At 38.8% G+C, this 12,505-nt stretch carries 13 protein-coding genes; 8 read left to right on the top strand and 5 right to left on the bottom strand.

From position 1 onward, the window contains the following. The first annotated feature begins 6 nt into the window (after positions 1-6). From surA to DBO93_RS03240, 6 genes are all read left to right on the top strand, one after another. Positions 7-1,308, top strand: coding sequence for a peptidylprolyl isomerase SurA (gene surA / locus DBO93_RS03265; RefSeq protein WP_108455047.1), 1,302 nt, complete (start codon positions 7-9; stop codon positions 1,306-1,308). Continuing rightward, positions 1,308-2,318, top strand: a complete 1,011-nt coding sequence (gene pdxA, locus DBO93_RS03260) for a 4-hydroxythreonine-4-phosphate dehydrogenase PdxA (protein WP_108455046.1) — start codon at positions 1,308-1,310, stop codon at positions 2,316-2,318. The genes surA and pdxA overlap by 1 nt, the downstream gene beginning before the upstream one ends. Beyond that, on the top strand, positions 2,315-3,136 hold the full coding sequence (gene rsmA, locus DBO93_RS03255) for a 16S rRNA (adenine(1518)-N(6)/adenine(1519)-N(6))-dimethyltransferase RsmA (RefSeq protein WP_108455045.1): 822 nt from the start codon (positions 2,315-2,317) through the stop codon (positions 3,134-3,136). The genes pdxA and rsmA overlap by 4 nt, the downstream gene beginning before the upstream one ends. Continuing rightward, positions 3,129-3,521, top strand: a complete 393-nt coding sequence (apaG, locus tag DBO93_RS03250; protein WP_108455044.1) for a Co2+/Mg2+ efflux protein ApaG — start codon at positions 3,129-3,131, stop codon at positions 3,519-3,521. Before rsmA ends, apaG begins: the two co-directional genes overlap by 8 nt. Positions 3,522-3,530: 9 nt before the next feature. Then, positions 3,531-4,349: a symmetrical bis(5'-nucleosyl)-tetraphosphatase gene (locus tag DBO93_RS03245; protein WP_108455043.1), complete on the top strand. Its 819-nt coding sequence runs from the start codon at positions 3,531-3,533 to the stop codon at positions 4,347-4,349. Positions 4,350-4,517: 168 nt separating this feature from the next. Then, on the top strand, positions 4,518-6,536 hold the full coding sequence (locus DBO93_RS03240; RefSeq protein ID WP_108455042.1) for a methyl-accepting chemotaxis protein: 2,019 nt from the start codon (positions 4,518-4,520) through the stop codon (positions 6,534-6,536). A gap of 121 nt (positions 6,537-6,657) precedes the next feature. Here DBO93_RS03240 and folA read toward each other — a convergent pair whose 3' ends face one another. From folA to rplU, 4 genes are all read right to left on the bottom strand, one after another. After that, positions 6,658-7,146 (bottom strand): type 3 dihydrofolate reductase, encoded by a 489-nt coding sequence (gene folA / locus DBO93_RS03235; protein WP_108455041.1) that lies wholly within the window; start codon positions 7,144-7,146, stop codon positions 6,658-6,660. A 122-nt stretch (positions 7,147-7,268) separates the two neighbouring features. Continuing rightward, complete coding sequence (gene cgtA / locus DBO93_RS03230) at positions 7,269-8,435, bottom strand: Obg family GTPase CgtA (RefSeq protein WP_108455040.1); 1,167 nt, start codon at positions 8,433-8,435, stop codon at positions 7,269-7,271. A gap of 329 nt (positions 8,436-8,764) precedes the next feature. Beyond that, a complete protein-coding gene (gene rpmA / locus DBO93_RS03225) occupies positions 8,765-9,022 on the bottom strand; it encodes a 50S ribosomal protein L27 (protein WP_081151723.1) in 258 nt (85 codons plus the stop codon). 16 nt (positions 9,023-9,038) lie between these two features. After that, complete coding sequence (gene rplU / locus DBO93_RS03220) at positions 9,039-9,350, bottom strand: 50S ribosomal protein L21 (RefSeq protein WP_077285540.1); 312 nt, start codon at positions 9,348-9,350, stop codon at positions 9,039-9,041. 240 nt (positions 9,351-9,590) lie between these two features. On the opposite strand from rplU, the gene ispB reads away from it, so the two are divergent. Beyond that, positions 9,591-10,562, top strand: coding sequence for an octaprenyl diphosphate synthase (ispB, locus tag DBO93_RS03215; RefSeq protein ID WP_162533714.1), 972 nt, complete (start codon positions 9,591-9,593; stop codon positions 10,560-10,562). A gap of 151 nt (positions 10,563-10,713) precedes the next feature. Beyond that, positions 10,714-11,802 carry an aldose epimerase family protein gene (locus DBO93_RS03210; RefSeq protein WP_108455038.1) on the top strand — a complete coding sequence of 363 codons (1,089 nt, stop codon included), beginning with the start codon at positions 10,714-10,716 and terminating at the stop codon, positions 11,800-11,802. Between the two features lie 121 nt (positions 11,803-11,923). Here DBO93_RS03210 and argR read toward each other — a convergent pair whose 3' ends face one another. Further along, positions 11,924-12,406: a transcriptional regulator ArgR gene (argR, locus tag DBO93_RS03205; RefSeq protein WP_108455037.1), complete on the bottom strand. Its 483-nt coding sequence runs from the start codon at positions 12,404-12,406 to the stop codon at positions 11,924-11,926. Between the last annotated feature and the right edge of the window lie 99 nt (positions 12,407-12,505).

Here is a 12,505-nt window from a genome sequence, read left to right as displayed (position 1 = left end):
CGTTACATGAAAAATTCATTGAAATTATTACTTCTTAGCTCGGTGTTTATTTTAAGCTCATATGAACAGAGTATAGCTGCTGAAGTTGAGCTAGACCGAGTAGCAGCCGTGGTTAATAGTGGTGTGGTATTAGAGTCTGAAGTTAAAGATCTTATTACTTCTATTACCCTACAAGCAAAAAAGAATAACCAAACATTACCTTCTGATCGCGCATTGCGAATTCAAGTAATGGATAAGTTAATTAATGACGCAATAATAGCTCAATTAGGTGAGCGCATGGGTGTTCAAGTGAGTGATGCTCAGCTTGACGAAACCTTGTCTAATTTAGCAAAAGATAATAATCAAACGCTTGATTCATTCCGTCAAGCGCTTGTTGCAGATGGATTAGTTTACGAGAAGTATCGTGAAAGCGTTCGTAATGAGTTAATTGCAGGAGAAGTAAGACGCGCAAGTTTACGTCGTCGTATTTATATTTCACCTCAAGAAATTACCAACTTAATGTCAGTAATGAAAGAGCAAACTAATGCTGACGTTGAATATCGCTTAGGTCATATCTTGATCGAGTTCCCTAATAATCCAAAGCAAGCAGATATTAATGCGGCTAAAGTACGTGCTGATAAAGTACTAGAGTTATTAGATAGCGGCAGCGATTTTACCAATATTGCAATGACATCATCTGGTGGCTCGAACGCTCTTGAAGGTGGTGATTTAGGTTGGAAAACCATTAATGAAATGCCAACATTATTTTCTGAACTCGTTGCAGGTCAAGAAAAAGGCAGTGTGTTTGGTCCAATACGTACAGGTTTAGGTTTTAGTATCGTGAAATTAGTCGATGTTCGTGGTCGTCAGGTTGTCGAAATTGAAGAAGTCAAAGCCAGTCACATATTGATTAAACCTTCAATTATATTAAGTGAAGCAAAAGCAGAAGCCTTACTACAAAGTTTTGTTGATAAACTAAACGCTGGTGAAGCCGACTTTGCCGAACTGGCTAAAGAACATTCTGAAGGACCTACATCGGTTCGTGGTGGTGACTTAGGTTGGTCAGAGCCAAGTAAATATGACCCAGCATTTTCCGAAGCATTAGCCAGTTTAGATATCGACGAAGTTCATAAACCATTTCGCTCATCATTTGGTTGGCATATAGCTAAATTAACTGGTCGTAGAACATTAGACGCCACCCAACAAATGAATGAAAACCGAGTATACCAACTGCTTTATAACCGTAAATTCGGTATGGAAGGGGCTCGTTGGATTAAAGAACTACGCGATGAAGCATACATAGAAATTATAGAAACAGGTAAAAAGTAGTGTTAAAACGAATTGCAATAACGCCAGGCGAGCCTGCAGGCATTGGCCCAGACCTGATGATAAAAGTAGCACAGCGAGATTGGCCAATTCAGATGGTTGCTGTCGCATCTCCTGAGTTATTAATTGCAAGGGCAAAGCTATTAAACCTGCCGATCACCATCAAGCAATATAACGTCAATGATGAAGTAACATCACATAAAGCGGGAACGCTTCTTGTGTTACCTGTGCCATTAGAAGATATTTGCGAAGCTGGTGTTGCTAACCCTAATAATGGCCGCTATGTGGTTGAAACTTTGCGTATTGCGAGTGAAAAAAACATTTCAGGTGAATTTGACGCCGTTGTTACTGGCCCTGTACATAAAGGGTTAATTAATAAAGCAGGAATCGCATTTAGTGGCCATACAGAATACTTTGCTCATGAAGCGAATTGCTCTGACGTTGTCATGATGCTAGCCACTGAAGGGTTAAGAGTTGCACTGGTAACTACACATATTCCTTTAGCTTATGTGTCTAAAGCCATTACCCACGAAAGGCTTCAAAAAGTTTCGCGTATATTACATAAAGATTTAATCAAGAAGTTTGGCATCCCTAACCCCAAAATTTATGTTTGTGGTATTAATCCGCATGCGGGGGAAGATGGCCACCTTGGTCGTGAAGAAATCGATGTAATGATCCCGGCATTAGAAGAATTACGTTTAGAGGGCATGAACCTAATTGGTCCATTACCTGCTGATACAATTTTCCAAGCTAAATACTTAAATGACGCTGATGCGATTTTAACCATGTTTCATGATCAGGGTTTACCGGTACTTAAATATAAAGGTTTTGGCGCTTCAGTTAATATTACCCTTGGATTACCATTTATTAGAACATCGGTAGATCATGGTACGGCGTTTGATTTAGCCGGCACCAATCAGGCAGATGCTGGTAGCTTTTATGAAGCTATAAATACCGCGATAACATTGGCTAATAACCATGACAAAGATGCATTAGAGCAGACAAAACTATGAGCAAAAACTCCCACTTAGGTCATCAAGCTAAAAAACGCTTCGGTCAAAACTTTTTACACAATGAAGCTATTATTAGCGATATTGTTGATGCTATTAACCCAGAGCCTGGTGAAAACTTAGTAGAAATTGGCCCAGGTCTAGGCGCACTTACCGAGCCTGTTATCGAACGAGCTGGTCATCTTAATGTCGTTGAGTTAGATAGGGATTTAGCGCACAGACTTCGTCATCATCCATTTTTGGCTTCAAAGCTCACCATACATGAAGAAGATGCTTTAAAGTTCGACTTTGCTCAACTTGCTAGTAGTGAAAAGCCATTACGCATTTTTGGTAATTTGCCATATAACATTTCAACGCCGCTTATTTTTCACTTGCTCACGTTTAAAGACAAAGTAAAAGATATGCATTTTATGCTACAAAAAGAAGTAGTTGAGCGTATGGCATCAGGTGAAAACTGCAAAGCTTTTGGGCGCTTATCAATTATGACCCAATATCAATGCCAAGTGATACCTGTAATGGAAATTGGGCCTGAAGCGTTTAAACCTGCACCAAAAGTAGATTCTGCTATTGTCAGATTAATACCGCATAAAACCATAAAAAATCCTGTTAAAGATATTAACTCGCTTAACAAAGTTTGTTTGGCTGCATTTAATCAGCGTAGAAAAACGATTCGAAACAGCTTTAAAAAACTGATTTCTGCTGAGCAATTAACAGCGTTAGGCATAGATCCCGGACTTCGCCCTGAAAACTTAGCTTTAGCAGATTTTGTTATGTTAGCGAATTTTGTCACTGACAACCCGGTAGAACTAGATAATGAGTAATGACAAAGTGGCAACAGCCGCTGATATTGACATTTCTATTGTCACTGACTTCATTGCGCAGCAATCTGTCGAAGCAGAGCAACAATTTGTTTTTAGTTACACTATCACTGTTACAAATAATAGCAGTGAAACGGTACAATTACTGAGTCGATATTGGTTGATTTCTGATGCTAACGGTGAAACTAATACCGTTACAGGTGAAGGTGTTATCGGTCAGCAACCATTTATTAAGCCCGAGCAAAGCTTTACCTACTCAAGTGGCTGCGTGTTGAAGTCTCCTTTAGGTAACATGCAAGGTCACTATCAAATGCAAACACATTCAGCAGCGCTTATTCAAGTTGAAATACCCCCTTTTCGATTAGCAAAGCCTAATATATTGAACTAGAGAACAGTTATGGCTATTTATTTCGTCGGTGATATTCAAGGTTGCTATAACGAACTAGATGCATTGCTGAATCAAGTTGGGTTTTCTAGTAATAGTGACCAACTTTATGTTGCGGGTGACCTCGTCGCCCGTGGGCCTAACTCACTTGAAACCTTACGTTTTATAAAGTCACTTGGTAAAAATGCTAAAATCGTCTTAGGTAATCACGACTTGCATTTACTTGCTGTATATCAAGGGATTAAAAAAGTAAAAAAGCAAGATTTGCTAACAACGTTATTGGCAGCGCCTGATGCAGCCTCGCTAATGCAGTGGTTAATTCAACAGCCATTGATTCAAAAACTCCCCAATGAAGAAACTTACATGAGTCATGCCGGACTCTCGCCGCAGTGGACGCCTAAAGTAGCCATGGAGCAGGCTGAAATAGCGCATCAACACTTAACTTCTTCAGCAAGCCAAACTTGGCTGCGTAATATGTATGGCGAACAACCTACAAGCTGGCAGAATGCAAATGATGACTTAGAACGATTTAGATTTACTATTAACTCCCTTACTCGCATGCGCTATTGTCATGCCGATGGTAGTTTAGATTTTAACTGCAAAGAAAGCCCTGCTAGCGCACCTAAAACACTCACGCCTTGGTTTGAGTTTCAACATATTTCTCAGCATACACAATGGATATTCGGCCATTGGGCAGCGTTAATGGGAAAATGTCAGCCTGAAAATATTTATGCTCTAGATACTGGCTGTGTTTGGGGGCAACATATGACGATGTTGAGGTGGCATGATAAGAAAATATTTATCGAGCAATCACACAAAAATCAAAGATAAAGCAGAGCATTAGTTTAAAATGTAATTTAGCTTGTTATACTAAGCCATAATAAACAACCTACATTACCTTGTAGTCTAATAATAATTAATGCTTACACGTTCTTTTAGTTCAATTGACTGATTATAGTGTAAGCAAATAATGACTTAATCAATACCTTGGTGGGCTCTATGAAATTAACCGTAGCGACGAAAATAATTGGTGGCTTTACCATTATTTCACTTTTACTTTTTTTAACCAGCGCAATATCTTGGAATAGCCTAAATACAATTGGTGATGCCACAAAGCAGCAAGATGAACTTGCCATACCGACTTTAAAAGAAAGTAATAAATTAGCAAATGACCTAACCGGCATTGGTAACCTAACACTAAGGGCATACTATCAAACCACACTGGAGCCACTTGCAGCGAACCAAGAAACTTTTGACGCAGACACAAGCAACTTTAGAAAACATTTAAAAAAGCTAAAAAGCATTGTTCAAAACGAACCTAGTTTACTCAGTAACCTCCATAAAATTGATCCTGTTTATAACAAATTAGAAGATGAAATAGAAAGTGTATTAAGCAATAGAAAACTTGCTATAGAGCAACAAATCACCCTAACTGAAAAAATAGATAACATTGAAGAAAGCGCCGACGACACCGCTACTATTTTATTAGACCTTGGCGATCACGAAATGGCTACAACTAAACTACAACGTGCGGTGAGCTTAGCCGAACGTTTAGAAATGTTGCTTAATAGCATAGTAAGTTCATCTTTTGAATATCGTGATGTTAAAGATGAGCAATCTGCATCGCTAGTGACTAACGAAATACAAAACACTTTTATCGATATTGAGAAATCTATTATTGATGTTGTTAGTGAGCTAAAACTACAAAACACACCAAATATTGCAGAAGATTTAACTGATAGCTTTGCAGCGTTAAAAGGTTACATTACTGGCAATGAGAAAATATTTTCAAATAAAGACAATCAATTAAATGCGATAGCAGCGGCTACTATTAGTTTAAAATTAGCCGAAGATGGCATTTACCGCGCAAATACCATTTTGGCTAAACAAGTTGAATTAGCAAACGAAACAACCATAGCAACAGGTATTTTAATTGAAAAATCAGTTTCTGATGGTACTCGAAATACCTTTATAATCACCTTAATCTCAATCGTCTTAGCAATAGTTATTGCATGGAAAACTTTAACCAGCATTACCCGACCGCTAAGACGTGTAAATGAAATGCTGCACATTGTTGCATCAGGTGACTTATCTCGTAAGCTAGATGAAAGTGGCAATGATGAATTCGCTCAACTTTCACACAACTGTAATTTGTTAATAGATAGTCTTCGTACGTTAATACAAAGTATTGTTAGTCGCTCCACTCAACTTGCCACAGCGGCAGAGCAAACGTCAGCAGTAACAGCTCAAAGTACGACAGCAATCGAAGAGCAGCGTGCTCAGGTAGAACAGGCGGCCTCAGCAACAACAGAAATGAGTAGTACGGCACAAAGTGTATTATCGAGCGCGAATGATGCGTTAGGTGAAATCAAACAAGCAGACGATGAAGCAGAGCGTGTTAAAGTTATTTCTGGCCGTAATCGTGCAACCATCGAACTACTTGCTAAAGAAGTTGAATCAGCATCACAAGTGATTAATAAACTTCAACAGGACAGCGCATCTATAGGCGGTATTCTTGATGTTATCAGAAGTATTGCAGACCAAACTAATCTACTAGCATTAAATGCTGCGATAGAAGCGGCACGCGCAGGTGAGCATGGCCGAGGGTTTGCTGTGGTAGCAGATGAAGTAAGAACACTAGCAAGTCGTACTCAAGTCTCTACCCAAGAGATTCAAAATATGATCGAAGTGCTACAAGGTGGCGCAGAAAAAGCGGTTTCTGTGATGGATACCGGTAAAGAACAAGCAACTAATTGTGTTGAGCAAAGTGTCGAAGCTGAAAAAGCACTTGATACCATTACCCATGCAGTTCATGAAGCATTCGACCGCAGTTCTCAAATCGCGACAGCGGCAGAGGAACAAAGTGTTGTTGCTCATGAAATAAGTGAAAACTTAGAGTCTATTGTTGCTATTGCAGAACAAACGACAGCCGGCTCTAAACAAACGGCAGAATCAAGTAGTGAAGTGGCGCGTTTAGCGGAAGAGTTACAACAATCGGTACAAGAGTTTAAACTTTAGCTATTCACAAAACTAACGCATAAAAAAGAGCGCATGAGCGCTCTTTTTTGATCTAACAATACAAACAATCAATGCAACAAAATCAAATTATATTTATTGGGAATATATTCCCTAGCTACCTTTAAACTTTTTCATAAATTGAAAAGTCGAGTTGGTATTGATTTTTTTCATCGCTCGGTCGAATATCGCTAGCCACTTTCTTCCAAACTGCTAGATCATATGCAGGGAAATACGTATCACCATCAATATCCGCATCGATGTGTGTTATATAAAGTCGCTGTGCAGCCGCTAAACAATGTTGATATATTGCACCACCCCCAATAACCATCACTTCTTCACTATCAACTACTAACGCCAAGGCAGCGTCAACGGAATTAACCACTTCAACGCCTGCGACTTGATAGCTCTCGTCTCGAGAAATAACGATATTTTTTCGTCCCGGTAAGGGCCGACCTATCGATTGAAAAGTTTTTCGCCCCATAATAATAGGCTTACCTAAGGTAGTTTTTTTAAAGTAAGCTAAATCAGCGGGCAAGTGCCACGGCATATCATTATTTTTACCGATAACACGATCATTAGCGTGTGCAACTATCATTGAGAGTATGGTCATGTGGGTTATTAATTCTTAAGCAGCGTAATTTAAAAATATTATACGTGATTACCGGCAACAAAAAAGGTGCATTGTATCGCTACAAAGCACCTTTTTTTTATCGGGGAAAGTAATGTTATAGATTACTTACGATATTCAACTTCTACGTCGTAATCGTCTTCATCCCAATCTTCATCGTCAAGATCATCGGCTAAATCAGCATCAGCTATAGCATCTTCATGATAAGTATCCCATTTAAACTCAACAGTTTTACCATCAATAGGCGCTTCTTCAACCTCTGGAGGTAATGCCTCAATAAAGCTCATAACGCCCTGACACAAATCTTCGGTGCCCATTCTGTTTACTGCTGAAATACTGCGAACCTCACCTTCCCAGCCTAAGCCTTCGATAATGCGATCAGTAACTTCTTTAGCTTCTTCTTCAAGCAATAAGTCTAACTTGTTAAAGACTAACCAGCGTGGCTTTCCTGCTAGTGCTGCAGAATGTGTTTCTAGTTCACCCGCAATGGTTTTTGCATTTTCTAACGGATCAGAGCCATCAACAGGTAAAACATCAACCACATGCAATAAGATACGACAACGCTCTAAGTGTTTTAGAAACTGTGTACCTAAACCAGCGCCGTCAGCTGCACCTTCAATCAAACCAGGGATATCAGCAATAACAAAACTACGTTGAGCATCTAAACGCACAACACCTAAGTTAGGCACAAGCGTGGTAAACGGATAATCGGCTACTTTTGGCTTCGCTGCAGATACACTGCGAATTAACGTTGATTTACCGGCATTAGGCAAGCCAAGTAATCCAACATCAGCTAAAAGTAATAACTCAAGTTTCAAGTTACGAATTTCACCTGGGGTGCCATCAGTTTTCTGACGCGGAGCACGGTTAGTACTACTTTTGAAACGGCTATTACCTAAGCCATGCCAACCACCTTTAGCGACCAGTAATTTTTGCTCGTGTTGCGTTAAATCACCAAGTTGCTCACCGGTGTCAATGTCCACAGCACGCGTACCAATAGGTACTTTTAGGTACAAGTCTTCTGAACCTTTACCTGTACAATCTCTGCTTCGGCCGTTTTCACCACGTTTCGCGCGATGAAATTTCTCAAAACGGTAATCGATTAGTGTATTCCAGCTTTCATCCGCTAATAAGTAAACGTCGCCACCATCACCGCCGTCACCGCCGTTTGGTCCACCGAACTCGATATACTTTTCTTTACGAAAACTAACAATACCATTACCACCGTCTCCGGCTTCTACGCGAATTTCTACTTCATCTACGAATTTCATGGTGTTTTAAAACACTCCAAAATTTTATTTTCTGCTACATATTATAAATGATTTATTTCAAATAGTATGAACAATGTCATTTTTTATACAATTTGTAACGAGTAGGATAAATTATACCCATTTCATTAATTAGCTAGACTACTTTATACGTAGGGAAAACGGCCAGATATAAGGCGTTTATTTTAATAACGAGTTGCTCTAATTATTAAATAAATAACGCAATCTTTGATTGTTTTAACCAGTAGAAATAGTCAGATAATTAGTGAGATTGGTATTACCTGCAAAAAAAAACCCTGCGTAACAGCAGGGTTTTATAAGTTTGCGTATTACTACTCAGCAATAATGCTTACAAACTTGCGGTTTTTAGGACCTTTAACTTCAAATTGTACTTTACCATCTGATAAAGCAAATAAAGTGTGGTCTTTACCGATACCCATGTTGCTACCAGCGTGGAAACGAGTACCACGTTGACGAACAATAATGTTACCCGCTAAAACGGCTTCGCCGCCAAAACGTTTAACACCTAGGCGTTTAGCTTCTGAATCACGACCGTTACGTGTACTACCCGCAGCTTTCTTATGTGCCATTGTAAATCGCTCCTAATTAGCCGTTAATGCCAGTAATTTTCACTTCAGTGAACCATTGACGATGGCCCGCTTCTTTACGTGAATGCTTACGACGTTTAAATTTAACAATTTTAACTTTGTCAGCGCGACCTTGGTTTACAACCTCAGCCACAACTTTACCACCAGCAATGTAAGGCGCGCCTACATTGATGCTCTCGCCATCGGCGATCATTAAAACGTTTTCGAATTCTACTGCAGCACCAATTTCAAGTTCAATTTTTTCTAAACGAACCGTTTGGCCTTCAGTTACACGATGCTGTTTACCACCGCTTTGGAATACCGCGTACATAGCTACTCCGTACTGCGTCATCATCTATGGACGACGCTTAAATTTAAAATTATAGGGCGCGAATTCTACGCGAAGAAATCAGATAGAGCAAGTATAAAAGTAATGATTTATTATTATTTTTAATTAAGTAAAAACTTCTTACTCACAAAACTTCTATCATCATGAATTTCGTGTAAAATTACCTCGGAAATTACGGGTATTCTATCACTAAAGAACATTTAAGGTAACTTGTTACGCTCTATGAATATAAAAAATATCCAAGCTTTGGCTCAACAAGACATGACCGCGGTCAACGATCTGATTTTTTCAAAACTACATTCCGACGTTGCGCTTATAAATCAATTAGGTGTATACATCGTTAATGGTGGTGGCAAACGTATGCGCCCATTACTTACCGTTTTAGCGGCTAAAGCTATTGGTTATAAGGGTGAGGAACATTTACAGCTTGCGGCAATCGTTGAATTTATTCATACCTCAACACTTTTGCATGACGATGTTGTTGATGAGTCGAACATGCGCCGTGGTCGTGAAACAGCTAATGCGATGTTTGGTAATAGTGCCAGTGTGCTGGTAGGTGATTTTTTATATTCTCGTTCATTTCAAATGATGAGTGAATTAAGCAACTTAAAAATTATGGACATTTTATCTGACGCAACCAATATTATTGCTGAAGGTGAAGTGCTGCAATTGATGAATTGCAATGATCCCGACACCACAGAAGATAGCTACATGAAAGTTATCTACTGTAAAACAGCGAAATTATTTGAAGCGGCTACCCGCCTTGCAGCTGTTATTGCTAAACAAGATGATGTAACAGAACTGGCTATGCTCAATTACGGTAAACATTTAGGCACTGCTTTTCAGTTAGTTGACGACATTATGGATTACACGGCTGACGCACAAGAAATGGGTAAAAATGTTGGCGACGACCTCGCTGAAGGCAAACCTACTTTACCACTGCTTTATGCAATGAAACATGCAAATGAGCAACAAAGTCTCATGATACGTAATGCAATCGAACATGGTGATGGCATGGATAATCTCGATGATATTCTTGCAGCGATGAAACAAACAGGCGCTTTAGTTTACACACAGAAAAAAGCTGAAGAAGAAGCCGACAAAGCCATTAGCGCTATCGCAATACTGCCAGAGTCAGAATATAAACAAGCATTAATTTCTCTTGCACATATTGCAGCTAATCGTACTCACTAAACACTCACACCCTGAAAAATTAACAGTTAGTGGCACTAGCTGTTAATATTTATTAACCCAAGTTTTTATCTCATTTCGCTCGCTATCAACCTATACAATGCCCTCAGCTACTTGCTAAAATAAGCCATATTTTCAATCGAAACATAAAAACATGCCAACAAAAAAAGTGAGTTGTCCAACGATCACCCAAAGCGATTTTGGTACATTACAAAATGGTGAAAGTGCACAACTTTATACGTTAGAAAACTGTCATGGCGTGAATATAAAAATCAGTAATTACGGCGGTATTATTGTAGCCCTTGAAACGCTAGATAAGCACAGTAATTCAGCTGATATTGTTTTAGGTTATGAGAACATTGAATCATATGAGAATGACCCATACTATTTGGGCGCAATTATTGGTCGATATGCCGGACGAATTGATCATGGCCTGTTAACGATTAACGAAAACACTTATCAGCTTGAACTGAATAATAATGACAACCAACTTCATGGTGGCTTTCAGGCTTTGAACAAGCAGCTTTGGCAAGCAACATGCACAAGTAGTACTGAATATGTCAGTTTAATATTGCATCACACAAGCCCTGATGGTGCTAACGGCTTTCCCGGCAATGTTGATTTTAAGGTTATCTATAGTCTGAGCAATAACAATGAATTAACCATTGAATATTTTGCTAGCACAGATAAAACCACTGCCATTAACTTAACTCAGCATAGCTATTTTAATCTTGCAGGACATAACTCTGGTGATATTTATCAACATCAAATCCAACTAAACGCTGAACACTTTCTCCCGATGAATGAACGAATTTATCCCACAGGGGAAATTAGAACGGTAAAGAATAGTGCTCACGACTTCAAGCAATTAAAACTTTTAGGCTCGGACATAAAGTCTAACGACGAACAAGTTGTTATTGCCAAAGGTTACGATAATTATTGGTTAACAAATGATAATGCGATAACAGGTGAGGTTTATACTGCTCGTGCAATAGAGCCAAACTCTGGTCGACAATTAACAATGTATAGCGATAATCCTTGTTTAATTTTATACACCGCTAATTATATTGATGGCAGCCAAACCGGTAAGCAAGGTACGGTTTATCAGCAGCACTCAGCGTTTTGTTTTGAACCGCAACGCTTAGCTAATAATTTAACGGGAGCCGACATTAAAAACACTATACTTAACCCAGAACAGCCATTTTATAGTAAAACTCGCTTTATTTTTGAAACGCTAGCTTAGTTTAAGTGCCGTTTTCGACTTTATATTTGCTGATCAAAGGCAGGTATTTAACATGAAAAAGCTAATTATAGCGCCGTATAAATGCCCCAAAATAGCATTAACATGTTAACTGTAATTTAAATCAAGATGATGAAGAAACACCTAATAATAAACTAATGTCTTTAGTGATTTCATCAATTCTATTAACATCTGTTGGTGCAATAAATATTGTATCGTCGCCAGCTAAAGTACCTAAAATACCTGTAGACTCACCTAAACTGTCTAACATTCTTGAAATTAATGGCGCGCCACCAATGCCAGTTTTTAAAATAATCTGCATATTGTTATGTTTTACACTGATCACAACAGATTGAATTGCTTGCTTAGATTTTGGCACCGCTAATTCATCAGGTAAAATATAAACAACTTGATCACTAGCATTACGCATTTTTACAGCGCCCAGCTTAGACAACAAGCGTGAAATTTTCGCCTGTGACATATTCTTAAAGCCTTGTATATCAAGCGCATCGGCAAGTTGACTTTGTGAGCCATAACACTGCTCTTTAAGTAACGCCTTAAACGCAAGTATTAATTCTGCTTCATTTTTTTTACGGCTTGTGGTCATTATTTAACTCAAAACGGAAATTTCTAATGGTCTATTGTATAAAATAAATATTTTTTCAGCTATTTTATTTTATCTCGAATACTAATTACTTTTTTTCTC

The organism is Colwellia sp. Arc7-D (genome assembly GCF_003061515.1).
Classification (GTDB): Bacteria; Pseudomonadota; Gammaproteobacteria; order Enterobacterales; family Alteromonadaceae; genus Cognaticolwellia.
This window is presented reverse-complemented; position numbering and strand designations above follow the sequence as displayed.